Source organism: Microbulbifer maximicatervae (SeqCode) (assembly GCF_052467815.1).
The window spans coordinates 2,105,176-2,131,178 of sequence record NZ_CP174326.1 but is presented as its reverse complement, the minus strand read 5'-3'; the positions used below and the strand labels follow the sequence as shown (position 1 = coordinate 2,131,178).

At 48.0% G+C, this 26,003-nt stretch carries 22 protein-coding genes; 15 read left to right on the top strand and 7 right to left on the bottom strand.

Annotation, left to right across the window (positions count from 1 at the left end):
- Positions 1 to 136 precede the first annotated feature (136 nt).
- The 9 genes from ACJJIW_RS09280 (at position 137) to ACJJIW_RS09240 (ending at position 8,244) form a co-directional block, all read left to right on the top strand.
- Positions 137 to 580, top strand: a complete 444-nt coding sequence (locus ACJJIW_RS09280) for a pseudoazurin (RefSeq protein WP_282931168.1) — start codon at positions 137 to 139, stop codon at positions 578 to 580.
- Positions 581 to 593: 13 nt separating this feature from the next.
- Positions 594 to 1,391 carry an oxygen-binding di-iron domain-containing protein gene (locus ACJJIW_RS09275; protein WP_282931167.1) on the top strand — a complete coding sequence of 266 codons (798 nt, stop codon included), beginning with the start codon at positions 594 to 596 and terminating at the stop codon, positions 1,389 to 1,391.
- An 82-nt stretch (positions 1,392 to 1,473) separates the two neighbouring features.
- Complete coding sequence (locus tag ACJJIW_RS09270) at positions 1,474 to 1,821, top strand: hypothetical protein (protein ID WP_282931166.1); 348 nt, start codon at positions 1,474 to 1,476, stop codon at positions 1,819 to 1,821.
- 108 nt (positions 1,822 to 1,929) lie between these two features.
- Positions 1,930 to 2,418: a DUF411 domain-containing protein gene (locus ACJJIW_RS09265; RefSeq protein WP_282931165.1), complete on the top strand. Its 489-nt coding sequence runs from the start codon at positions 1,930 to 1,932 to the stop codon at positions 2,416 to 2,418.
- Positions 2,419 to 2,429: 11 nt separating this feature from the next.
- On the top strand, positions 2,430 to 4,220 hold the full coding sequence (locus ACJJIW_RS09260) for a copper resistance system multicopper oxidase (RefSeq protein WP_444937172.1): 1,791 nt from the start codon (positions 2,430 to 2,432) through the stop codon (positions 4,218 to 4,220).
- A complete protein-coding gene (locus ACJJIW_RS09255; protein ID WP_444937171.1) occupies positions 4,213 to 4,959 on the top strand; it encodes a copper resistance protein B in 747 nt (248 codons plus the stop codon). Before ACJJIW_RS09260 ends, ACJJIW_RS09255 begins: the two co-directional genes overlap by 8 nt.
- Before the next feature lie 145 nt (positions 4,960 to 5,104).
- The gene (locus ACJJIW_RS09250) at positions 5,105 to 6,376 is read left to right on the top strand and encodes an alpha/beta hydrolase-fold protein (protein WP_282931162.1); all 1,272 of its coding nucleotides are present in this window, start codon (positions 5,105 to 5,107) and stop codon (positions 6,374 to 6,376) included.
- A 49-nt stretch (positions 6,377 to 6,425) separates the two neighbouring features.
- Positions 6,426 to 6,650 (top strand): hypothetical protein, encoded by a 225-nt coding sequence (locus ACJJIW_RS09245; RefSeq protein ID WP_282931161.1) that lies wholly within the window; start codon positions 6,426 to 6,428, stop codon positions 6,648 to 6,650.
- Positions 6,651 to 7,170: 520 nt separating this feature from the next.
- Positions 7,171 to 8,244: a hypothetical protein gene (locus ACJJIW_RS09240; RefSeq protein ID WP_282931160.1), complete on the top strand. Its 1,074-nt coding sequence runs from the start codon at positions 7,171 to 7,173 to the stop codon at positions 8,242 to 8,244.
- 163 nt (positions 8,245 to 8,407) lie between these two features.
- On the opposite strand, the gene ACJJIW_RS09235 is transcribed toward ACJJIW_RS09240, so the two are convergent.
- Positions 8,408 to 9,484, bottom strand: coding sequence for an MBL fold metallo-hydrolase (locus ACJJIW_RS09235; RefSeq protein WP_282931159.1), 1,077 nt, complete (start codon positions 9,482 to 9,484; stop codon positions 8,408 to 8,410).
- A 134-nt stretch (positions 9,485 to 9,618) separates the two neighbouring features.
- On the opposite strand from ACJJIW_RS09235, the gene ACJJIW_RS09230 reads away from it, so the two are divergent.
- Complete coding sequence (locus ACJJIW_RS09230) at positions 9,619 to 10,230, top strand: TetR/AcrR family transcriptional regulator (protein ID WP_444937170.1); 612 nt, start codon at positions 9,619 to 9,621, stop codon at positions 10,228 to 10,230.
- A gap of 89 nt (positions 10,231 to 10,319) precedes the next feature.
- Here ACJJIW_RS09230 and gbpA read toward each other — a convergent pair whose 3' ends face one another.
- The 4 genes from gbpA to ACJJIW_RS09210 form a co-directional block, all read right to left on the bottom strand.
- Positions 10,320 to 11,972, bottom strand: a complete 1,653-nt coding sequence (gene gbpA / locus ACJJIW_RS09225) for an N-acetylglucosamine-binding protein GbpA (protein WP_444937169.1) — start codon at positions 11,970 to 11,972, stop codon at positions 10,320 to 10,322.
- A gap of 782 nt (positions 11,973 to 12,754) precedes the next feature.
- Complete coding sequence (locus ACJJIW_RS09220; protein ID WP_444937168.1) at positions 12,755 to 13,582, bottom strand: DUF417 family protein; 828 nt, start codon at positions 13,580 to 13,582, stop codon at positions 12,755 to 12,757.
- A gap of 155 nt (positions 13,583 to 13,737) precedes the next feature.
- Positions 13,738 to 14,106, bottom strand: coding sequence for a cupredoxin domain-containing protein (locus tag ACJJIW_RS09215; RefSeq protein ID WP_282931156.1), 369 nt, complete (start codon positions 14,104 to 14,106; stop codon positions 13,738 to 13,740).
- Positions 14,107 to 16,350 (bottom strand): heavy metal translocating P-type ATPase, encoded by a 2,244-nt coding sequence (locus ACJJIW_RS09210; protein ID WP_444937167.1) that lies wholly within the window; start codon positions 16,348 to 16,350, stop codon positions 14,107 to 14,109.
- Between the two features lie 200 nt (positions 16,351 to 16,550).
- On the opposite strand from ACJJIW_RS09210, the gene ACJJIW_RS09205 reads away from it, so the two are divergent.
- From ACJJIW_RS09205 to ACJJIW_RS09185, 5 genes are all read left to right on the top strand, one after another.
- The gene (locus ACJJIW_RS09205) at positions 16,551 to 17,858 is read left to right on the top strand and encodes a DnaT-like ssDNA-binding domain-containing protein (protein ID WP_108734619.1); all 1,308 of its coding nucleotides are present in this window, start codon (positions 16,551 to 16,553) and stop codon (positions 17,856 to 17,858) included.
- Positions 17,770 to 18,435: a replication protein P gene (locus ACJJIW_RS09200; RefSeq protein WP_108734620.1), complete on the top strand. Its 666-nt coding sequence runs from the start codon at positions 17,770 to 17,772 to the stop codon at positions 18,433 to 18,435. Before ACJJIW_RS09205 ends, ACJJIW_RS09200 begins: the two co-directional genes overlap by 89 nt.
- A gap of 142 nt (positions 18,436 to 18,577) precedes the next feature.
- Positions 18,578 to 19,288, top strand: coding sequence for an outer membrane beta-barrel protein (locus tag ACJJIW_RS09195; RefSeq protein WP_282931154.1), 711 nt, complete (start codon positions 18,578 to 18,580; stop codon positions 19,286 to 19,288).
- A 218-nt stretch (positions 19,289 to 19,506) separates the two neighbouring features.
- Positions 19,507 to 20,217, top strand: a complete 711-nt coding sequence (locus ACJJIW_RS09190; protein ID WP_282931153.1) for an outer membrane beta-barrel protein — start codon at positions 19,507 to 19,509, stop codon at positions 20,215 to 20,217.
- Between the two features lie 591 nt (positions 20,218 to 20,808).
- Positions 20,809 to 21,246, top strand: coding sequence for a VanZ family protein (locus ACJJIW_RS09185; protein WP_444937166.1), 438 nt, complete (start codon positions 20,809 to 20,811; stop codon positions 21,244 to 21,246).
- Here the strand turns inward: ACJJIW_RS09185 and ACJJIW_RS09180 are convergent.
- Both ACJJIW_RS09180 and ACJJIW_RS09175 read right to left on the bottom strand, forming a co-directional pair.
- A complete protein-coding gene (locus tag ACJJIW_RS09180; RefSeq protein ID WP_444937165.1) occupies positions 21,224 to 23,104 on the bottom strand; it encodes a phytase in 1,881 nt (626 codons plus the stop codon). The genes ACJJIW_RS09185 and ACJJIW_RS09180 overlap by 23 nt on opposite strands.
- Before the next feature lie 131 nt (positions 23,105 to 23,235).
- Positions 23,236 to 25,839, bottom strand: a complete 2,604-nt coding sequence (locus ACJJIW_RS09175) for a TonB-dependent receptor (protein WP_444937164.1) — start codon at positions 25,837 to 25,839, stop codon at positions 23,236 to 23,238.
- Positions 25,840 to 26,003 lie beyond the last annotated feature (164 nt).

Sequence of the window (26,003 nt, the reverse complement as noted above, 5' to 3'; positions counted from 1 at the left end):
CTTCTAATTGGTCTATCTACGCGATTGATCTAGATCAATTCACCCAGCCCCCTCCGAGATAACATCCGCCGCTGCCTCTACCCACTAATGGGGAGGCGCTGAACAACACTGACTAACCATCGAACAGGAAGTAAGTATGTCGTCTATTACTCTTCGCGGCGCGATTCTGGCGCTCGCCATGGCCTCGACCTCCGCCCTGGCTGCGGATCACGAAGTTAAGATGCTGAACCAGGGCAAGGACGGCATGATGACTTTTGAACCGGCATTTCTCGCAGTAGCACCGGGCGATTCTGTCACCTTCCTGCCCACTGATGCGGCCCACAACACTCACTCAGTTTTGTCCCCTGCCGAGGGCGCTACCTGGAATGGCAGCATGGGAGAAAAGGTGACTGTCACTTTGAACCAGGAAGGTGTCTACGTATACCAGTGCGACCCACATCTGCCGCTGGGTATGGTTGGGGTAATTCAGGTAGGTAAGGCAACCAACTTGGAAGAAGCCAAGAAGCATGCCGAAGGCATGAATGCCACCATCGCCATGAACAAGGAGAGGCTCACTCAATACCTCGGCCAAGTCCAATAAGAGGAGTCGCGGCGTGGACATCCTATTTGAAAAAGGTCACCACCTGGTTGCGCGGTTCGGCGATTTGGTTAAAGAGCAGAATGGCAGCGATGGGGTACAGGCCAATCAATTTGTTATTCGCCGCGGCACCAAAGGGGCGCTTATCGATCCCGGCGGCGATCTGACTTACACACACCTCACCATTGAGCTCAGCCGCCATTTGAACCTGAGCGAACTGGACCTGATCCTGGCCTCTCACCAGGATCCGGATATTATCGCCTCGCTGCCGCGCTGGATGCTGCATTCGCGCTGTAAGGTGGCAGTGTCGAAGCTGTGGTCGCGGTTTTTGCCACACCTGGTTTCCGGCTTTGTCGCCTCGCGTGCCGGTGCTGAACGCTGGCAGGAACGCATCATGCCTCTGGACGACAAGGGAGAAATTATCCCCTTCAGCGACAGCGAGATCTGGGCGCTGCCAGCCCACTTTATGCACTCCTGTGGCAACTTCAGTTTTTATGATCCGGTCAGCCGCATATTATTTTCCGGCGATATCGGTGCCTCACTCGGTGGTGAGGAGGGCGAAGTCAAAGATTTCGACGAGCACCTGCCGTCGATGGAAGGGTTCCACCGCCGCTATATGGGCGGGAACTGGACCTGTCGTCTCTGGGCCAAGATGATTCGGGAGCTCAACCCCGCAATGATTGTGCCCCAGCACGGCGGTTACTTTGCCTCAGGCGATGTCAAAGAGCGCTTCCTGGGCTGGCTCGAGCGCCTCGAATGTGGGCCGGACCTGTTGCGACACCAGGACTTCCGCCTACCCCTGAGCCGCTCTTAACCCGCCATCCCGCAAGCGGGAAAGTTGCACCGGCAGAGGCCAGCCCATACACTGCGGGCTGGCTTGTTTTCTGAATACCGCCATGCACTCCGGGATCTTCCGCCTATTTTTGCTCATACTACTACTGGCCTTCGGCGGCCAGGCAGTTGCGTCATCCTGTGCGGAAACACACGAATCCCCAGCGGCATCCATCGCTGCAGAAGAAAAAACCCACTGCGACGAGGCAACCCTTGAGAACTGCAGCGACAGCCATCCCTCCAGTTGCACTGCTGAATGCAGCTGCTGTGCAGGGCCAGGCACCAGCTCTGCGGTAAACGCTCAATATAAAATTCTTGTATACAACCGCAATCTACTTGTCACTGCCTACCGGGAATTTAATTCCTCTCCAGATCCGGAAATGGCACTACGCCCACCCATATTCCGCACTTAACGGGCCCCGTATGCCTAGGCATACGCGCACTCCCCAGTTTTACTCCAAATATTTTTTATAAATACTCGCGCGCCTGTGTGCGCCCTTAATCTCATCATCGGAGTTCATATGAACCGTTCAATTTTGATCGCTATTGCTGCGCTACTCACTACCCTGGCATTAAGTGCCTGTGCCGAATCTCCAGACCCCAAAAAGGAATCTGTGAGCCTGACCACTTACAAATCCGCCACCTGCGGCTGCTGCAAAATTTGGGTTGAGCATGCCCAACAAAGTGGCTTTAACGTCGTAGCAAAGGATGTCGAAGACCTTAACGGCGTGAAAAAGCAGCACCATATCTCTCCGCGCTACCAATCCTGCCACACCACAGTGTCAGAACAGGGCTATGTTTTTGAAGGGCATGTACCTGCAAAGCTGATACAGCGTTTCTTGCAGAATCCACCGCAAAATGCCATTGGCCTCGCAGTGCCAGGTATGCCCCTGGGCAGCCCCGGTATGGAAGTGGGCGACCGTTTTACGCCCTATCAGGTAATGCTGCTTAACAAAAACGGCAGCAGCGAAATTTACGCCGAAATCAATACGGCACAGGAGCAGTTTTAAAAGGGACATCGATGACAGAGAGCTTCCGCACCGACGCCGTATCGAGGCGTACTTTCGTCACAGGTCTCGGAGCGGGAGCCTTGCTGCTGGGGATACCCCACAGTTCGCACCCAAACTCGCCAACAGCTTCGACAGCAACCCTGCGCGGTAACCACTTTGATTTATCCATCGGGTACCGCCAGGTAAATCTTACCGGGCGCGAACGACAAGCCCTTACCATTAATGGCGGTCTACCGGGCCCCATTTTACGCTGGCGGGAAGGGGAAACCGTCACCCTGAATGTCCACAACCAATTACCCGACAAATCCTCCCTACACTGGCACGGTGTTAGGGTACCCAGCGATATGGACGGCGAACCGGGGTTGAGCTTTAGCGGCATTCGACCTGGGCAAACATTTCGCTACCGATTCCCTGTGCGCCAAAGTGGTACTTATTGGTATCACAGCCAATCCGGGTTTCAACAACAACTGGGGCTAATTGGGGCAATAGTCATTGATCCGATATCTCCAGAACCATTTTCTTACGAGCGGGATTATGTTGTTGTCCTATCCGATTGGAGCGATGAATCTCCCCAAACTATTTATACCCATTTAAAAAAAGACCCGGACTACTACAACCGGCAACAGCGCACGGCTACAGATTTATGGCGTGAAGTGAGAACAAAAGGTGTCGCACGAACCTGGCGGGACCGGCATCAATGGAACTGGAAACAGCTTTCCGACCGCAGTATCTCCCAGGTCACAGGCGAGACTTACACCTACCTGATGAACGGGCATACACCCGATACCAATTGGACTGCATTATTTAAACCTGGTGAGAGGGTTCGCCTGCGATTAATTAACTCAGCTTCGATGACCTTATTCGACCTGCGTATCCCTGGCCTGAAAATGAAGGTGGTGGCGGCCGATGGACAAAATGTCGAGCCCGTTAGCGTCGATGAAATTCGCATTGGCAGCGGCGAAACCTATGACGTAATTGTCGAGCCAGAGAGTGAACAGGCCTACAGTATATTTGCGCAGTCCATGGACCGCAGTGGCTATGCGCGAGGCACACTGACAAGTGATATACGTCTGAGCGCAGAGATTCCTGCGATGGATCACCGCCCAGTGCTCACTCTGCAAGATCTGGGACTGGCGAGAAAAACCGAAGAGACAGATACACACTTTAAAACAACCCAGGCTGCTCACACCGAAAAACATTCCGATTTGCCCGAGGCAACTGAGGGGGGATGGTTTTACGGAAGCCTCGCCGCAGCGGGACTCGGTAGTAATAGCCCTATTATTCATCAGCCAAGTGAATCCAACTTCAGGGTGGATCATCGCGCATTGACGCCAGCAAACGGCATCTCTGACCCCGGTGTAGGGCTCAGAATCCACAAAAATCGCTATAACCGCCGCGTACTGACTTACTGCGACTTGCGCAGCAATAAGCCTACCCAGGATCAGCGAGAGCCACAGCGGGAATTACAGTTACACCTGACCGGCAATTATGAACGCTATCTCTGGTCAATAAATGGTGAAAATTTTCGCGATGCCAGCCCATTATTATTGCGGCACCAGGAGCGCCTGCGCATTACCCTGGTCAATGACACCACGCTTCCCCAGCCCATGCACTTACACGGTTTTTGGAGTGAGTTGGAAACCGGCGACGGAGAGTATTTACCCCGCAAGCACACGGTGATCGTGCAACCCGGATCAAGCATCAGTTACTTAATCAGCGCCGACACCTATGGCCGCTGGGCTCTACACAGTCAATTGCTTTACCAGAGGCCCGGTATGTATCGGGAGGTGCGCATTGTTTAAGAATATTTCAGGGATAGCAGCAACACTATGGCTACTTGCTGCCCAGGCCAGCTATGGGCAGGCAGACCCTCAGCATCAACACCACAGCTACCAGTCCTCTGGCGAGGATAACGAAGAAGAACCCATGGCTGAAGTCAGCCTCGACTATGTGGAATTGCGAGGTGATAACGGCGGGGAGATCGAGGGAGACTTCAGCTATGGCGGAGAGCAAAATAAGTTTGTTGCCGAAGTTGACTATGAACGAAGTAGTGGGGAAATTGAAAAAAATGAACTCTGGGCGCTCTATAGCCGGGCAATTTCGGCAAACTGGAATTTCCTAATTGGAATTCGCCACGATTTTAATCTGGAGACTACTAGCCGGAATTGGGCTGCTGTGGGTATTACTGGAGAGTCTCCCTACAAATTCGAAATGGATGCAGTATTTTTCTATGGAGAACATGGCAGTACTGCATTTCGCCTGGAAGGCGAGTATGAAATAAAGTTGGCACAGGACTGGAATCTGGTCCCACGTATCGAGCTGAACTTTTTTGGGCAGAACGATGAGGCCCGAGGTAGCGGCTCTGGCTTATCGGAAGCGGAAGTCGGCTTTCGGCTCATGTATGAAGTCACCAGGAAATTCTCACCCTATATTGGCGTCCACTATGAACGGGAAGTGGGCAATGCCGCTGATTTCGCCCGTGAAGAAGGGGAGGATGTGGACTCAACCGTATGGGTACTGGGGTTTAGAGCTTGGTTTTGAAAAAATCCAACTTTTATATCTATACAAGGTGTACCACTTCGCATCAGCTATAACCAACTTTACCACCCCCTCAATCTGTCATAGCATCTAATAGATCTTAATCGCCTTTTTAAGAAAATTTAAATTCAGCAAGGATGCCGGTGATATGATTTTTCCCCGAATACTGTTAATCGCAGTTTCTTTACTGTGTGTGGGACTATCAGCAGAACCTGAAAGTCCACAGAGCCACTCTTCTGTTAACACGACCAAACACCTGAATTATGGCGATGAAATTCTTTTCTCATCCAGAATCTTGAGTCGTGAAATACCAATCAACATATATTTACCGCAAACGTTCCACCAAGCATCAGAGCAGCATAGATACCCGGTTATCTTTATTAATGGCACTCACGGCAAAGAATTTTTCCACGCCTTAACCGGGGTGGTAAAGCATCTAAGTGGCGTAGAACGTATGCCGGAAAGTATTGTAATCAGTCTTAATGATGGCGGTGATGAACCGGAAACCTACCTACATGGAATGTGGAAGCATACCGCTGAGGAGAAATTTAGCGCCCAGGGAAACCCTGAGACCTATAGTAAATTTCTAACTGAAGAACTACTCCCATATTTAGAAAGTAATTACCGCGCTCTCGACAACAGGATGATTATTGGTGTCTCAACTAGCAGTATCTTTCCTCTATACGCCCTAACTAACAAACCTGGATTGTTTCAGTCTTACTTCTTTTTATCTGCAGCCGATATATTTGGTATGGGGCCCACTTCAGAGAGTACTTTTATTGATGAAATAACCACAAGTATGCAGACCTCATCAAACAAGATTAGTGCTTTTTATTTCGCGATGGCTGACAGTGACATGCGTAAAGATAAGCGCCATGAAAAAATCTTAAGTCAAATTAACACCAAACTTTCTCCTTACGCAAAAGAGAACCTCAAACTAAAAATAGAAATTATTAACAATGAAAACCATTACGGCGCCTTTATAAAAGCCACGTTATCGGCTATTGAGCTTAATTACCCCCACGAAGAATGGTCCGCAAATTATCGAGAATTGATATCCCAGCCTGGTGACGCCTTACAAAATATCGATCATTTCTATCAATCACTATCACAGAAATATGGCTTTCCTATTTTACCCAGGGCTACACGTTGGAGAAATGTTAACAAATTAAGCCATATCACCAATTTGTTACTAAAGGATGGTCGTATCCAAGAAGCCATCAATGTCGCAAGGCGATGGGTGGAATATCGGCCAAATTCTATTGACGCCCGCCAAAGTTTGGCCCAGGCGCTACAACAGAATGATGGAATTTCAGAGGCTTCTGATATCTTGAAGAAAGCACTAGAAATTTCTCGCAATCAGGATAAAAGCAAAACGGCGGCGATAAATCGGCAAATAGATGAACTCAAGCTCAATTAGCATACGATTAAAAATCGTATTTACTAAAAATAAAAGGAGATAAATATATATGGATTTCACCAGTGCTTTTCAATATAAAAAATGGGCCAACTTAGAGCTATTATCAGCTGGAGAAAAGCAACTTCATCTTCTACCCAAGGAAGGTGCGAGCTTCTTTATCCGTATACTCAATCATACTGCGGTGGTCGACAGTCTGTTTATCAGCCGCATTACCGAAACACAGGAGCTGTTTTCTTCAGATAACACAATTGAGACACCTACGATTCCTGGCTAATCAACTTCTCTCGAAAAACAACGTTATGTGATCTTGAGAGAATAATTAATTTTCAATTTACGGACGGGGATTCCGGGCAACTATCAATCCAGGAAATGTTGTTTTAGAGAACAAAAGGAAAAAATAATGCAGATTGTGATAAAATACTAATTTTAGCAGTTATCTGATTTTCCCAGGTACCTCTTTACAGGTTGCCACACAAAAGGACAAGAACAACCAACCCTCATATGTTAACATGTTTAGTGTTGTAATAACGCATAAAAAATGCATGCCCAGTCAAGCAAATCAAGCTGACTGGTTAAATCGTACCAATATTGAATATATTACTGAAAGGGAAAACCTTTTGAAAGATCAATAAAATAAAGCTAATTTAATAAAGACTATAGACTGCCAAGCTACTATAGTTTACATATCAACATATAGTATCAAACGACATTCTAACCTAGCTATTCACACAAAAAGCAAACCCCAAATAAAACTTAGATAGAGCATCATATTGAGCAATAAAAGGAGTTTATCGATGAAACACTTTCAAATTTTATCTATTTGTACTTGTTTTTTGACTGCAATCTCAAGTTCTCTAGTGGCAGAAGAAGTAGAACCCACCCCGGCAATGGATTTAAAAGAACCTCCAATGGTGATAATCCATGGGCCTGTATCTATCCCCCTCTATGCTGACCCAGGAAATGTTGTTCCTGATCATCTAGAAGCATTTGGCTTCTACCAGTCAGGATGGGAAAAAGACGACATTCCTGATGCTGCAACATTGTCAACTTTTGTCAATATTGACTATGGAAAGGTTGACACATATATGGATATTGCTAAAAGCAGTGGTACCAAAGTCTGGATATCACTTCAATCAATTTTCTTTAGTGGTTATGATGACGGCTATAAAAAGAACAGTGATTATTATGAACGTTGGTTAGAAGCCAAGGAAAAGCTAAAACCTTACGAAGACATGATCTATGCATTTGACCCTCTTGACGAGCCATACCATCGCTCAGACTTGAGCAATAATGAATTAAAGGTGTACTTGGAAGAAATCGGACTTCTACTTAAAGCAGACTTCCCCAACGCACGCAGAGGAATAACTTTCACAAAAGATACCGTCGGGGAAATGAAGGATGAGTACAATTCCTGCTACTATGACGATGACTATGACTATCTAACTGATGACGATCCATACAATGACTCTTTAGCCTCTTATTGCCTCAAAGCCCCAGAACCCCCCAATAATTATGATATGTTTGGCGCAGATTACTACAAGCATAAAAATTTTCAGTCCGATGTTGTTAACGACCTTATGTATGCAACACAAGACATGGATGTAAAATACCACATAGTACCCCGCGCATTTAAAACCGACAGCCCAAGCTATAGTGTCATGACGGAAGAGGAGTTAGTTCTCCGTGCTTGGGATGCTTATGATTTTGCTGCAAGTAATGAAAAAATTGTAACAATCTTTCCCTTTGTCTGGCGCACAGCTGGGAATAATGAACATGATGAGTACAGTTATTATGGTGTAAAAACTCTGCCACTTGTAAGATCACAGTATGAGATTCTTGGAAAAGCAGTTGCAATGTTTAGAGACTAAAAGGAAATAATATTTTCCAGGACGTCTACTTCTGAATAAAAAATTGGGGTTACCGGAACTTAACTCTGGTAACCCTATGCTTAGCAATTTAAATTACACCCAACCTGAGCCACAAACCACAATACATTTGCCCCCTCCTTCGAATATAAACTTCAAATCCGAGCTATTTAGTCACTAGGTTTAAATTATCAGCTGCCCTCACCTCATCTTTCCACCAGGCCTTTGTTGTGGTGGGAGATCGCAGACGAACAACCTCTCCAATGATAGGCGTTACCAAAGTGACACCCTGGTCTTTGGCTGCCGCCTGTGCGCGCTCCAGGGGTTCATACCAATCGTGTAGGGCAAGATCAAAAGTACTGTTGTGGATAGGTAACATTGCTCGCCCTCCAAGATCGAGATGTGCCTGTACACTCTCTTCGGGCAACATATGAACCGAGCTCCAAAGCTTGTTGTAAGCACCCGTTTCCATCAGTGTCAGGTCGAACGGACCAAATCGCTCACCAATTTCACGAAAGCCACTAAAATAGCCACTGTCACCGCTAAAAAACATACGGCCCTCGCGCCCTTCAATTACCCAGCTGGCCCACAGTGTTGAGTCTTTATCCGTGAGTCCACGCCCGGAAAAATGTTGAGCCGGGGTCGCGGTAAAGTGCAAACTGCCCAGGGCAAACGATTCCCACCAGGCCAACTCCTCAATTTTTTCGGCCGGAATTCCCCAATTACGCAAACGACTCCCCACCCCGGTAGGAACGACAAATTGCTCTACTTTATCCTTCAGTGCGCGAATACTATTTTTGTCTAAATGATCATAGTGATCATGGCTGATAACGACCGCTTTAATCGAAGGCAAGTCTCGAATATCTATGGGCAATGGATGAAAGCGCTTTGGGCCCAGCCACTGAACCGGGGATGCCCGCTTGCTAAATACCGGATCTGTCAAAACATACTGATCATCCATTCGAATCAGTACTGTGGAGTGCCCAACGCGATATACGGCACTCTCAGCGACAGGGGCTGCCAGCTCTGCGGCGGGAATCTGCCGCAATGGAATTGGCTTCACCGGTGCGGGGGCTGCACGATCCGCCTTAATGTAGGCGCCAATCATCTCAACTATACCGCCACTACTGACTTTGTAGTCCATATCACTGTTGCGGAACTTCTCGGGTTGATTTGTACAGCTACCAAAGAGACTTACCGACATAACAATCACTCCTGCCAGAATCCACCAGCGCTTCTTCATTTCACTTACCATGTAAACTATACAGTGCAGTGTATAAACTAACTATATAAAAGTAAACTATATAGTGTAAAATTTGCGTAAGAAGTAACTCGCCGGCAATGGAATCCCCCGGCCCAGATTTCACAGAGATACCCATGACTGAAAAAAAACCAACCAGAAGTGAGCTGAAACGCCAAGCTATTATTGATGCCGCCAAGCAGGCTTTTCAGGAGCTGGGGGTGCAGGGCACGAGTATGGACGAGCTGGCAGCCCGAGCTCAGGTATCAAAACGCACCGTGTACAACCACTTCTCCAGTAAAGAAGCCCTGGTGATGTATTTGATCGGTGAACTCTGGCAGCAAGCCACCCAGCCCTCCGGTTGTGACTACAACCCAGATAGTGATATGCAGTCACAACTCCGTACACTGTTAGAGCAGGAAATAAAAACGATCTGCAACCCGCAGTATATTGAGCTTAACCGCATGGCCTTCGACTACTTCTTCCACCAGCCAGAAGCACTACAGAAGGAAATGGAAAAATATAAGGCCCATGAAACCGGGGTGCAGCGCTGGATTAAATCTGCCGTAGCTGATGGGCGACTAAAGTCTCTCGACATAGAGGTCGCCAGTGGGCAGATTCACAACCTGATTAAGGGTGGTTGCTACTGGCCTCAGTTACTCCAACTCTCCGGCCCACCGAGTTCCGTCGAGCAAGAGACACTGGCCAAGCGCACCGCAGCGATGTTTTTAAGTTATTACCAAGCTTAAATCGCTTCCCTAAAAGGCCATTTATTACCAACTAGTTTACCTATAAAAAAGGCCCCAAAAGGGGCCTTTTTTATTTTATCGGGAACAAATTACAGTCTTTCCCAGAGTATTTCCCAGTTCCCGCCAACACCTGGCTCGAACTGTACTGCACCTCTTTTTACTTCCTTACAATAGTGGGAGTAAGCAGAGTCCTTACATTCGTAGACATTACCGTCACGGCCCAGAACTTTGGTGCCCGCAGCATAGTTTCTATGACCTCTAGGGAAGACATAATCGTAATCCTGATCACTCGAAGATTGATCATCGTCATTGGAGCTATCATCATCTCCGTTCGAAGTATCGTCGTCCCCGTTCGAAGTATCGTCGTCTCCATTGGAGGTGTCGTCATCGCCGTTGGAGCTATCGTCATCCCCATTGGAAGTATCGTCATCCCCATTCGAGGAGTCATCATCACCAGAGGTATCTTCAACCAGGTAGAAGTTCAGAGTGTTTTGATCAACCATGTTGCCATCGCGGTCTTTTACCACCACTACAACCATATGGTGCCCTGCTACAGTCTCTGAAAGGGTCAAGCTAGTACTGGCAGTATCACCATCATCAATGTTATTGCTATAGCTTGCTAAAGTATCACCGCCATGATTCACCACTGTAACCTCAACGCTGACATCTCCCGTTGCACTGAGAGCCAAGTCTAGAGAAATAGCACCACCGGTAATTGTATATTCACTTTCAAGGCCACTTACCGTTACTTCATAGCTGGGTTCTTCTTCGCTCAACTCGTAACCGATCTCGACATTTTCCAGGCCACTGCCATCTTTCAGATAAATTCGGTTGATACCGTACAGAGGTTCAAAACTATTATCACCATCAAAATCACCGGCACGGATATCGGTCTGCTCTGCATTAATCAACTCAGCCAAATCGTGTGACCAGTTTTCAGCGATGCCCTGCTCTTCGGAGGCAATTTCCAAAACAGTGCTGTAAGATGAGTTTTCACCTGAGCCATCAAATACGCGGGTATATACTTTATCGCCAACGTTCAAGTCCTGCGTCGGATTGATGGTACCCGCAGCGCTCCACTCGGTATTAGTGACATTATCGCCATCGAACTCTACATCGATAACATTGTAGAAAGCGTTAACCGTATCACCCACATCCCAAACAGCCAGAATTACATGATAGCCCTCGCGATCCGGCACCTGACACTCATGAGTTGTATTTACATCTGGCTGTTCATAATTGCCATCTATCTCACAGAATGGATCGAGATCAAATTGATCACGAGTCAAGACTGAATTCGGATTCCAATCTTCTTTAGTAATATAGTATTTCCAATCACGAGTTACATGATTGGCGGTGAAGTACCATTTAAAGGTTTGCCAACCGGAGCTAATATAATTTTTTACCCAGCGATCTGATGTCTGTTCATTAAGCTCAGACCAGGCACTGCTTCCTCCACTGGCAATCTGCCCATCGGCAGGGCCGCTATCGGGAAAGCCTTCAGGACCTTCAATACTCTGAGGTTCCCACTGAACTGCACCGCAATTCAAGTTCATTTCACCGGTATCTAATGCGTATTTACACAAAGTACCGCGCGCAGAAGCTACACCACCGTCAGCGGCCTCAACATAACCATGACTGAAAGCATTAGAACTGACACCGGCTAATACCACTGCCATTAATGTGCGATTGACTATCGGTTGTTTAAATACGGATGCTAATTTTTTCTTACGTAGAATCATATCTCTGCCCATTTATTACTTTGCGTTCAACTTCCTTCCCCAGCTGAACACAAATTTTTACTTTTAGAGGATGTAAATCCTGCAACGCTAGCGACAGAGTTATGGACCGCCACTAACTGGCACGGTTCCTATTATTTTTATAATTTAGACAAACAACCTTTAGTGTGTCACCGAAAGATAAGCCCAACTTTTAATAAATACCATTCCATTAAAAGTTCCATATACACACAAAAATAAAAATACAAATAATGACAAAACAACTTCTTGCAAAATATAAAAATGACAATCTAAAACAAAGAAAGACCACATTATCGGAACTTTACTACAACACAATATCAATATGCAGCACCTTTGATGGAACTTTATTCCAGCAAAAGTAATCAGGTACAAACCCGAAAATAACGTTTATGAAAATATAAAAACGAAATATGGAAGAACTATGAATTTCACACTTAAATCCTCCCGAAACTCAATATGAAATTTTAACCAACACCACCTATCGCTTATCGGCAAAAACTCAGTGTATCCAAGATAAAATAGAAATAGAAAAATCTGGAAAACAACGGCCAACACATCTTCTATAGCAAAGTAAGCAGAGGGCTTTGTAATAACAATTAAAGATATGAGTTATTTTTCAAGCTTTCACCTCACTGAATTCATACCGGCCAGATCTCCCAGAGCCCACAGAAAATTCTACCTTTCCATAACTTACAAATAGTATCCCCAATGTATCAAAGCTGGCATTCTGGGGGCCTCGGAACAACTCTTTGGCCCCATCAGCTTTAAGATTTAATCATGGAGTTTCTAAAGCCCAAGATTAATATCAGATTTGCGATAAACCACAGGTCTTTAATAATAAAAATACCGCTAGAGCTAAGTTTCCAGGGAGCTACCCAACTGCCCGGGTAGGAGTAGAGGAAGGTCTGGGTTGTTATAAATACTGCGGCACAAAGCAATAGTCCCGGCCAAAACAGCTGCCGGATATAAATACCCAAGGCGAGGATAGCCAGCGCAATCAAGTCATATATACCGATAAAATTTGAGGCCACCTGCACGCTAAATACACTGTATAACCACGACATCAGTGGCGAAGTGCTTACCAGACCTTCAATCCCCTCAGCCTCAAGCGCTGTGAATTTCATCCCACCAATCCAGAGTAATACCAAGCCGACAGGGAAATAATTGAGCCATATCAGCTTTAGTGGACTCAACGAATCCCGATACAACCAGGTAATACCCAAGGTTAACAGGGCAAAGTACTTAATTATCCCCTGTCCTGAGCCAATTGCCGGAAAGCCGCCCAGGGAGTCGATCCAATGGCCGCTGCCAAGAAGACTCAGTAGGGGCACTAGCGATATTAAAATCAGAAGGATTGCCAGGGGCTTAACAACTCGCTCAAAGCGAAGGACGAGCGCCCCCAAAATAGCGGCGACTGAAAAAATAATGGCAGTCAGTAAACGTATAGAGGAAAGCACTTCCTCATTAGTGACACCGTAAAATTCAAATACGCGCTTGATACCACCCCATTGGCCGGAAAAAAGCGCCGCCGCAATAAGCGCAAAGGCGATGGCCACCAGGGCGAAGGGAAGTTTTCGAAGAAGAAATGACATTTGTTGACGACCTCTTAACAAATTAGAGCTTAGTCACCAGCCTGACCAGAGCCCCTCTCTCCATACAGGTGAAAGGCGGCTCTGGGGTATTGGTTAAATCTATGTCGTCTTGGCTCGGGGAATTATTACACCCCCATAGAGAATCACATTTACTGTTACTCCAGTATCAATGTGCCCCGATACATTTGCATCTGGCAGTTGAACGGGTATTCACCCGGCTCGGCTTTTGGTATTTCCACCAAGGTATCCTGGTTCAGGGCAAGCTGAGCGCTGACTTCCAAGTCTGGAAACAATACCCACTCGGAGCAGGGACTGGGGTCCTCCCGGTGAAAATGCAAAGTCGCGGTGCGACCGGCGGGCAGGCGGATAAGATCCGGTTCGTAAACACCGTCCTTAACCAGAATCTGTAAATTATCCGTGCTCGGCGTCGCCTTACTGGCACTTCGTTTTGGCCCCAACCAAAACCACCAGATAACAGCCAGAATCATCAGCACACCGACGATATTTACGAGAACTTCAGCCATTTAGCGAGCCTCCGATGGTTTAAAGAAGCGCAGGCGGTTGGCATTACTGACCACCGTCAGGGAGGAAAGCGCCATAGCACCACCGGCAACAATGGGGCTCAGTAACATACCCGTAATCGGGTAGAGGACGCCGGCGGCGATGGGAATACCCAGAGTGTTATAAATAAAAGCTCCAAACAGGTTTTGCTTGATGTTGTGCAAAGTGGCCCGGGACAACTCCACGGCATTGGCGACCCCGTGCAGGGAGGAACGCATTAGGGTGACATCGGCGCTCTCAATAGCAACATCGGTACCGGCACCTATCGCAAAGCCCACATCGGCTCGCGCCAGGGCCGGGGCATCGTTAATCCCGTCACCCACCATACCCACTCGCTCGCCTTTTTTTTGCAATTCAGCGACGATCCCCTCTTTATCTTCCGGCAATAGTTCTGCGTGAACTCGATCGATGCCCAGTTGCCGGGCAACCGCTTCGGCACTGCCGTGATTGTCCCCGGTAAGCATTTCAATGCGTAAACCCAGTTTGCTCAGTCGCTCGATTGCAGCTTGCGCATCAGCGCGAATCGGATCGGCTACGGCAATAATCCCCCGCAACTTGCCGTCCACGGCGGCGTACATCACCGTGCGCCCCGCCGCAGCCAACGTGGCTGCCCGCTCATTCCAGGCGTCCAGGGAAATGGCTTCCTTTTGCATTAACTTGGTATTCCCCAACAGCACGCGACTGCCACCAATATCACCACTCACACCGTGAGCTGTGATGGCTTCAAAGTTGGCTGGAGACTGCAATTCAAGGTTTTTATCGTGAGCTGCCGTCACTATGGCTTCGGCCAAGGGGTGCTCTGAGCCCTGCTCCAGGCTCGCTACCAAACGCAGCAGTTCATCGCTGTCGCCATCACTATCGATATCTGTCAGACGCGGAGAACCCTCGGTGAGAGTCCCGGTTTTATCCACAACCAGGACATCCAAGGTGCAGGATTGTTGCAGGGCCTTGCCGTTGCGCACCAGTACACCGTACTCAGCACCTTTGCCCACCCCCACCATAACCGACATGGGAGTCGCCAAACCCAAGGCACAAGGACAGGCGATAATCAGCACCGAAGTCAGTACTACTAACATATGGGCAACCCGAGGATCGGGGCCCAAGTTGAACCAAACCAGTGCGGCCACCAGGGCAATAATCATCACCACTGGCACAAAGATGCCGGAAATCTTGTCCGCCAAGCGCGCGATAGGTACCCGGGAGCTCTGGGCATTCTTTACCATCTCGATAATCTGCGCGAGGCGGGTGTCGGAACCCACTTTATCTGCGCGAAACAACAGGCTGCCATTTTTATTCAGGGTGCCGGCGGCGAGGCTGTCACCCTCCGCCTTTTTCACCGGCACTGGTTCCCCGGTGAGCATGGATTCATCCACCAGGCTGCGCCCTTCAAGCACAGTGCCATCCACCGGAATTTTCTCTCCGGGGCGGACGCGCAGCTGGTCTCCCTGCTGCACCTGCTCGATAGGCAGATCCACCTCTCGGCCGTCTCTCAATACCCGCGCGGATGTATCCTGGAGCTCCAACAACTTCTCCACTGCTGCACTGGTGCGCCCGCGCGCCCGAATCTCCAGTGCCTGGCCGAGGCTGATCAGGCCAATAATCATGGCACTGGCCTCGAAGTACACATGTCGTGCCGCTTCCGGTAAGAGATGGGGAACCAATACCACGATCATGGAGAAGAGCCAGGCCGTTCCCGTGCCCAGGGCCACCAGCGTATCCATAGTGGCATTGTGGTGACGCAGTGCCTTCCAGGCACCACTGAAGAAGTTGCCGCCACAGAAGACCAGCACCGCCAGGGTAATCAGCCCCATGACACCCCAGGCCAGCTGCTCCGCAGGGGTATTCACCGATACCTTGTCGGTGATCAGCCCCCAGGCCATCATTGGCACGCCCACGCCCAGAGCAAATGCCGAGCGCCACAACTGCTGGCGGTAGTGCCGCTGTGTCTGCTCCCGCTGTTCCGCGCGCTGCTCTCGTTCACTACTTCGCAGGAGTTCAGCGCCGTAGCCCGCGCCTCGGACGGCTTCGATACAGGATTCAGCCTCCGCCGGGCCGTATACCGACAGGATTTTATCGGACAGGTTTACCCGGGCATCAGTCACCCCGGCTACGGCCTTAACCGCAGTCTCAATTTTGTTGATACAACCGGCACAATTGACTCCACTCAAACGGAACACCGTTGGCGCAGATTGTTGCTCCTTCGTCATCTTGCTCTCCCGCAACACCAATTACAGCGACAAAGTTACAACCTTACCGCTAGGGGAAGGCAACAGTTGGCAGCGCACCGTCTGCCGAAATTTCGCAGTCAATTCATCCTTCAGCTTAGTGGTTGGCACCAGGGGCAGGAAAAGGCTGAGGATTCGCCAATGATCGCGCATGCGATGCGACGGAATGTTATTATCGCGCCATGACACATCCCCTGCTTCCCGAAAGACCCCTGAGTATCTCTCCTTCTCTGGCTGCCACTGTCGGCCTGGAGGAAGCTGTGCTGCTCACTGCACTTGGCGACCTGGCTCCATTCCTTCCCCTGGAGCCCTACGGAGGTCGGGATTGGTATACCGCCGAGGGGGAGCAGCTATATCTGCTGCTGCCCTTCTGGCAGGCGGCGGATATCCAGCGGGTAGCCACCAGCTTGCGCAACCAGGGTGCCCTTCTGCTGGGGGCGGCACCATTCGGCAGTAGCGAGATTCTGAAGTTCGCCCTGCCCGGTGAGTACAAGCGCCCGGTGGCAACACCCCCTACCCCATCCAACCGCAATGCCAACACCATTGCCCCCAGTTGGCAGCCGGATAGTGAAACCATGGCGCGTATCGCCCAGTTGGGTATTCCCGAGCACTTTGTAAGGGAGCAACTGCCGGAGTTTGTCACTTACTGGCGCGAGCGCGCCGAGCCCCGCCACTCCTTTGGCTCCCTATTCCTGCGCCAGGTTAAAAGCAAGTGGGAGGCTTTTCGCGCAACTGCTCAGCGCAAACAGCCACTGCCCAACGGCTGGCAACCCAGCGATGAGACCCTGCGCAAGCTGGCAGACGAGGGAGTCCCCAGCACTTTTGTCGGTCGCGGCCTACAGCGCTTTCTCGATTACCACCGCTCCAGTGGCAAGCAGTCCATTTCCTGGGATTTGGAATTCAATGACTGGATTATGGAAGACTGGGAAAAGCAGGACACGCCATTTATCGAAAAGCGCAAGCCCACTGCTATGTCCCGCGACTGGCAGCCCAGCGAGCACACCTGGGAGCAGTTGCAGCGCCTGGCCATCAATCCGCGCTTTGCTGCCGAATTGCTGCCGGAATTCATTTATAAATGGACCGAGCGCGGTGGCCACAGTGCCCGCTGGGGTGAACTGTTTATCGAGTATGCGCGGGAAGAGTGGGCCTATTACTGCCAGGGTATTGAGAAAAACCCGGTGGCCAAACCCATCTCCCGCAACTGGCAGCCCAGTGGTGACTGCCTGAGTCATTTGATGAACCAATGCGAGATAGATCGCGACTTCGCTCTATCCCTGGTTCCGGAATTTATTATTTACTGGCGCGGTCAAAATGCCGCACGTAAAAGCTGGGACGCCGTATTTGTGCGTCACGCGCGCCACCAGTGGGCGGAGCGCAACAAACTGGCAATAGGAAACTCTTATGGCAATCCACAAGACTCCCACAACAACACCAACCAGCGCACCCGCGACCGGTCAATCGGCGACATACTCACAGACACAAACTGGTAGTGAACAGGGCCAGGAACTGCTGAACGAAAAGAAGCGCGCAATCAATGAAGTATTTGCGCTGTTTAAACTGAATTATCACAATCAGTTCAGCGCAGCGTTTCCAGACACTGAAACCCTTCACCACGCCAAGCGCCTCTGGCTGGAGGCCCTGCTTGCTTTCGCTCCCCAGGATATTATGCAGGGTGCCAAGCGAGCGATCCTGCAAAGCGAGTACCTGCCCACCGTACATAAAATGCTGCAGCTGTGCGCCGCTGGGGAGAATGGTTTACCGGAAGCACGCGCCGCCTATCGCGAAGCCTGCAATGCCCCCAGCCCCAAAACCAATTACAACTGGAGCCACTTAGCGATCTATCACGCAGGGCGGGAATCCAACTGGTTTTTTCTTGCCAATAACCCCGAGTCTATCGCCTACCCGGTCTTTGCTGAGCACTATCGAAAAATATGTGAACGAGTCCTGGGGGGAGAAAAACTAACCGCTCCAGAGCAATTAAAGCTGGAGGAAAACCCCGGCTCACCACTTTCCAAGGAAGAAAATTCGAAAAGACTCTCGGAGATGCGAGCAAAGCTTGGCATTTAGAAATTAACAGCCAACTGCTTACTCTGACTTTGAATACAGGGCCTGATACCTAAAGGCCCTCACGCCAATGACTTGTGAAGTAAAAGCCCTGATCTAGCTTTACTGTGCTTGAAATAAAAATAAACAAAGCACAGGACAGATCATGAATAATTTTAAGACCACCGTAAAAACAAGTTTGTTTTCCAGCCTTATATTCACTTTCGCTACAAATACCAGCGCTGACTTTGCCAACAGGAAATATATTGGGGCTACCCTCGGTGAAACCTCTTATCCTCAATTTTGCTCATCTGCAAACCCCCGGATAAAATCACAGATTCCTCAAGGATCTACAGACGGACGTTTTCATTGCAATAGTAGCGGCAGTACGATTAAGTTTTATGGCGGCTTGCGTTGGAACAGATACCTCGCCCTTGAAATCAGCTATCTAAAACCTTCAGCTGCGCAAAGCAGCTTTTATACCAATAATGAAAATGGAGAGTATGCAAAGGCTGCATACCAGGTTGAGACACATTTATTGACCGCCTTTTTATTGGGTTTTTATCCTGTTAACTCCAATATAAATATGTTTGCCAGAGTCGGGGCTGGAGCTTGGAGAGGAAAATTATCAGAGCAACAATCCGCTCAATTTTATATCCCCCAGCAATTATCCAATGGACAATTCACGGCACAACTTCAGACGTTCGATAAAGACAAGTCCCAAAACCACAAAGGCCCTCACTGGGGAGTTGGGGTCGGCATGAATTATATCTATAGGAATCACTGGATTTGGAGACTGGAGTGGGAGAAACTGGAGCCCACTGGAGTAGACTTCAATGCAGAAACACTATCACTGGGTTTAGGGCGGCTTTTTTGAATTTTGTTAATTGACACCTATAACTTTATACAAATTAAATAGAGTTCCCGCGAACTATTACTGGGAACTCTATCTTTAGGCGCCGAATCCAGTTAATAGAGTAGGTCCTACCTTCGATCAATCTAAAAGACGTTATTATTTTGGTGGTTGCCTTAATCAAATTTCACTCTAAAATCATCTTCAGCGGTCCCCCCATATAAGCTAAACAAGGTCAAACCATGAACCGCTTTAGCCCCCTATTCATTATTTTTCTACTTTCCTTGCCTGCCCTTACTTGCGCCGATTTCTACTCACACAAATATGCTGGTATCTCTTTCGGTAACCAGCATGCCAATAACTTGTGTAGCGAAGCAGAAAAGCGTGTTCAACAAATTAGCACCAGCTTAGATCAAGTGGATCTCAGTCGGTGTGATGATAAAAATAACGCCTGGAAACTATTTGCAGGAATTCGATGGACACCTTACCTGGCAATTGAAGCCAGCTATCAAAATTTCAATAAGTACCAGCTGGATACCCATATCTCATATGGGGATGGTGAATATTTAAACTATTTCTCTGATTTTGATAGCCAGCTTTTCAATATATTTTCCCTGGCGTATCTTCCCCTGGGAGAGTCATTTAGCTTATTCGGGAAACTTGGCACCGGCATCTGGTACGCGGAAACCAATGAGATTCAGAAGGGTGAAGTTTTTATCCTATACCAGCTTGAAGATGGCAGTTTAATAGAACAATTAACTCCTGTCAGAGGTGAATTAACCGATAGCAGCAATGGATTCCACTGGGCATATGGTGCTGGTGTTAACTATAGCTACAGGGGCAAGTGGAGCCTACGGATAGAGTGGGAACAGTTTTCAAAAATTGGGGGCGATACGTTTCTGGATGAAATAGATAGTGAAGCTATCACCATGGGGTGGAGTATGCATTTTTAATGATAAAACCCTGTTAAATACTGATAGAACTCCTCTCCATAAACAGCCATTAACTAACACATTCCAAAATGAACAACAAAAAGAATAAAATACTGAATGAAAAAGATCTGGAGGAATACCAAGAAGACTATCGAGCGAAAATAGATTATGAAAACACGCTAAAAGAAACCAAAAAAACTCATTCAATTATATACATTACAATAGTTTCTATACTATTAATTTATTCAATCTTCGTTTCGAGAAGCTCTAGGCAGCCAGACAATTATCAATGGACCATTCTTATAGTGTTTGTGCTGTTAATATTCGGAACAAAAAAACAGCTAGAGCAAGAAAAACTTGAAAACCCACCTATTTGCACCGACTGTAAGAAAAACATGGAGCCCTATGAGTTTCGATCTAAAAGTAAATCACTAGATATTAATGGTATCGCCTACCTATGTAGGGACTGTAAGTCGAAAATAATTGATACTGAGCCATCACATTCTGGCTAATTCACATAGCCAAATGGCCTATCTTTCCGATCCAATTAGATATCTATAAAATCAATAGTCAAGCTTCACAAGATTAGACGAAACAGTATCAATAAGTATTATGTCAAGATTTCTCAAGGCTTCAGCCCTACTGTTTTTTCTCTTTATTCTTTGGATTATCTATCTAGCCAATACCGGATCGAGTAGTATATTTTTTGACCTTGTCCGTGCTATCCCCTATGGCGATAAACTAGGCCATATCGCCTTGTTTGGTACTTTTGGTCTTATCCTGATACCTGCCACCCGCGCCACTTATTTTAAGCTCGGCTTTATTAGAATTTACTATGGTGCTATCGCAGTGCTTGGCTTTGCCCTGATTGAAGAGATAAGCCAGGCATTTGTTCGCTCAAGGACTTTTGACTTACTTGATCTGGCCGCCGATATCGTTGGAGTGATACTTGCGAGCTCTCTGGTTTACCTGGTTCAGAGAGCCCGCAATATTAACAATTTAAGCCAGCCTGAAAACCCCGATACCGCTAGTGAGACAACAGACGATTGATATCTCTCCAATCAACCAATTTAAAATTCTGGGTTGCGCTGGGCATTCGGTTGCGCCCATCCTGGACAACTAACAAACCTTGAGGATATTCCGCACCCAAAGCTGAACTGGTAACGGCCAAACCATCGGTCGCCGAACTGCCATCCACACCTAGCTGGGGATTCATACCAACCCGAAAATAGGTAATAAATTCATTCCCACTACGGCTGAATAGTGCATAGCTATCATTACCTTGACTGGATATCACTAGATAGCCCTTATCGCCATCCTGATAAAGTGCCAATCCCTCTATATCTGCCACCAGCTTGTCACCATCCACTTCTGCCACCAACTCTGGAGAGGCCTCTGATAAGGACTTTAGGTCCAGCCGCCAAATCCCCCGGTCTTCCTCAGCAAAAAACAGGGTTCCGAACTGGTCATCCACAACACAGCCTTCAACCTGTCCATAGTCATCAAACTGGATACCCTGCTCAATCTCAAACTCATTGGAGGACTCAGAGACATTGATTTTGAGCTGATGCAAGCTGGCCTCCTTGTCAGAAACCCAAGCATAAAGTCCACTATCGTCCTGTTGCAGGCACAAGCCATAGGGATCACGAAGCCCTATACCCCGGTATCCAAGATACCCCACCTCGCCCGTTGTACTAATAGTAAATAGATCCAAACCGGGGTTAGTACGATTAGAGGCAACGGCAATCGCATCAATATTAGGGTGGGAAATTTTACGGATATCAACATTATTAACCCTGCCTACCGGAAAGTGCTGTTTTAAGCCGCCTGATAGATGATAAATATTGAGCCCCTTTTTTTTATCTGTAGCAAAAATCAGGCTGTTTGCCGGCGAATAAGAGTTCACCCAAATAGCGGGATCATCAGCAGCATCCCCATAAGAGTGAACGGGGTCAGTTTGTCCCCTGGCGGCAACAGTGGGAATAATTTCAAGCGAATTATCTGTAGCGCTGGTCAGCTTGGTATTTATCGGGAAATAGGTTATTTCACTCTGCTTATCATTTAACACGGCCAACCTATCACCAAAAACTGCTATTGAAGCAGAACTTTCTGCAGGCAAAGTCCAAAGCTGGTGGGGCCTATCACTTCCTGACAAGTCGAAAGCCTGTACCCCCTGTTCCACAGTAATCCAGATTTGGTCCTGCTGATAACCCAGTCGCAAGCTGCCGAAATCATCACCGAGCTGTTCCGCCGAGATTAAAAGCTCACGCTCCTCATCTCGCTCTGCATCGGCATTCAATGCCAATATCCCAACAGGTGGCTGTGATACCAATAATCGCCCCCGACGGTTATCCACGCTACAACTATTAACCTCCTCCCCCAAATATATTGGCCGGATCTCGGTAAAGTCCCAGTGCTCATCACTGGGAGAAAGCAGGTACTCAAACCCCAGTCCGTCCTCTCCAATGGCAAACAGGTGATCTCTTCCTGCTTGTAGTGAAAAACAGAGTGCGCTCACAGGCTTAGCATTCTCAAGCTTTCCTAAAAGTTGAAGCTGCAAATCATCGTTTAGATCAGTAAATAATTGATATAGCTGTAATTGCGCTTCCTGCTCTTCGTAAGCCGCCACCAGGTAGCTGCCATCTTCCCTTGGCTGAATGGCAAGTGCCTCTACTCTGCCATCCTTTTGAACTTGTATTTCTGCGGACTCATCTAGAAGCACTAGCCCCTTATCTTTACTGGATAGCAACAAGTATTGCTGCTCAGGGAAACTGACCAGCTGAATCTGTTCAGCTATCACCCCCTTTAAAGAGATGATCTTTTGTGAAGATAATCTTTGACTATCCTTTTCAAGATCACATCCGAGTAATATAAGGCAGGACAAAACACCCACTATTGAAAAACGCATAATAAAACCTGCTTAGGACTTACCGGTAAATGACAGAAAATATTATTTTTACAAAAACAAAGCCCCCACAATATTGCAGGGGCTTTATCAGGGAAAAAAATTACACTAATCCAAAAATTCCAGTGAAAATTCTAGAAAGTGCTATAGCTCAGCCCAATCGCATAAGTCGGACCGTATTCTTCGTACTGACCATTAAACCCAGACGTGTGAACATAGTAAGGTTCATCCGTGAGGTTAACCCCAGTAAAAGTAAGTTGAAGGCCATTATCAAAGCGGTAGCGGGCCGACAAATCCAATTGCAAATGGTCTTCTTCGTAGCGATCATTAGCCTCATTTTCAAGGTCTACTTCCAGCAGGCGTTCACTGCGAAAAGCTGCTGACAGGCGCATACTAAAGGCATCGCGCTCATAGCCTACAATAAAGTTGCCGACAAAATCCGCCTGGGAAGGCATAGATATTTTGTCACTGCGATCACTGCTATTGAGACCCAGATCAGCTTCTGAATCGGTAAATGTTGCATTGGCCCTGAGTAAGAACCCATTTTCAAAACCTTGAGTCCAGGCCAGTTCGGCACCACTGATACGGGCGTTGTCTCCGTTAATCGGTTGCCATACTTCAGCATCATCAACCGCTAAATCACCTACAAAACGGGTAAAATCGGTATTACTGGAAACCTCAGACATGACAATAAAGTTATCGATACTCTTATGGAAAAGTCCCACAGAGAACATACCCAGGTCGTCCGCATAGTATTCGGCAGACAGGTCGATATTGCGGGATTCATAGGGGTCTAATTCTGGATTTCCAGCTTCAACCTCCAGTTCCCCATCATCGTATTCAATTTTGGCCGGAGAGGGGTTCAAATAGCCAAATGATGGACGCGATAAGGACTCCGAATAAGCTGCACGGAGAACAAAATTATCGTTGTAATCAAACTTGTAATTAATACTGGGGAAGAAATTGTCGTAGTCCCGCTCGTAGTTAACCTCAGTGGCATAAACCCCTTCTGAAATTAAATCGGCACCCGGCAGGGACTCTTCCGACTCTGCCACATTCACGCCTTCAGCAGTAAATTCGGTGCGCTCATAGCGAACCCCAAAAACCAGCTGGGAGCGATCCAACTCAATAGAATTCATCACATACAAGGCCGTGATGTCTTCATTCATTGCGTAGTCACGGGCGGATGCCAAAGCGGTCTCCGTCTCATCTATGTCAAAATCACTGAGGTTAGCATTGATAAAACTATTCAGGCTTCCAACATTGACGCCAGGTCCAAATGCATCCAAACCATAATCGATACTATTGCGAGAAAAGTCCGCCAGAGTGTAATCCCCACCAAACCCTTCATATACAGTCGCATTTAAGTCACCAGCCTTTTCTCGCTGACGCTCATGTAATCCGAATTTAACTACTGAAGGATTGCCAGCCCAATCCATTTCTCTACTGAGATCAATACGGAAGCTGATTTCTTCATCTTCAGTAAAGTTATCTTCAATGACCAACTCATCGAGTTGATAACTGGCCGGGTCCAATACTGCTTCAACATCCTCACTTCCCACCGCCATACGGGGAGTATCACCAGCTTCAACATACCCCAAACGCAGGGAGTCCAAGACAAAATCGGTATCGCGGCGATTGGGTTCAGATTCCTCTGCATGGGAATATCCCAAGGCATAGGACAATCCCCATTGATCAAAATTATGCTCTCCGCCAAATACCGCAGAAATAATTTCCTGTTCTTCCAGGCGGTCCTTCAGGGACTTCTCTAGTGCTGCCTCTTCCCACTCTGCCGAGTTGGCCGAAATAGTCTCCGGCTCATCGCGCTCATCATCGAGCTTCCAGGAATTGCGCTGGCGGATTTCCTGATCAGAAAAATCGGAGTACAAACTGTGGAGATAGATACTTGAGTCACTGCCCAGATCCAGGTCAAAGTTGGCAGCAAGACCTGTGCGCTCCCGGGTAATACTGTAATCGCGATGCTCTATTTCGGTCGCGCCCTTAGCGACAGAGCCGTCTTCAGCGGTCAGCTCTTCCCAGCTACCATCAGTCTCAATATTATCTGAGCCAAAATCCCGCTCCTGGTGACTTAGCGCCAAGGCCACCCCGAGACGGCGCTCTCCATCAAGTTCAAAAATGTTGGTCATGGTCGCAGCCACTTTGGGGCTGTACTCTTCCTGAAGCTCGCTGTAGCTATTCTCTACGCTGAACTTGTAGCGATTGCTGTCATAATCCAGCGCATTCAGACTTTTGATCTCAATGGCACCGCCAATAGAATCTGCGCTCATATCCGGTGTAAGAGTTTTAAATACCTCCAAACTCGCCAGTAAGTCCGATGGAATAACATCCAGGGCTACCGCCCGGGTGTTTGTTTCCGGTGCAGGCAAGCTCACACCATTAATTGTCGCCGCATTCAAATTTGGGTCTATACCCCGCACCCCAACGAAACGCCCCTCACCCTGATCTCTCGCAATAAATACACCGGGCATCCGCTGTAACGCTTCTGTGACATTGGCATCGGGGAGTTCGCCAATCGCATCAGAAGTTTGCACCGCTACGACCTTATTGGCGTCCCGCTGTCGGTCCAAGTCGCTACGCGCATTACTTGCCTGGGCGGTAACCGTCACAGTTTCCATTACCTGCTCATTTTCTGCGACAGCATTTGCACTAATGATGGCAGTCGCCAGAGCCGCCAATGGCATTCCCAGTAACCGCAAGCCTGAAGTTCTGTATTTCATTGCGTCCCACTCCCACATTACCGGTGGTTGTTTGAATTGGACGCAGAGTAGAAGGCCGCTATGAACTTTACGTGACATTTTTTTTAAGCTTGTCATCACATAGTCAATTAGTACTGCGACGATAGATGTAAGCCCTGCTATTTACACAGATATCAATCGCCTTA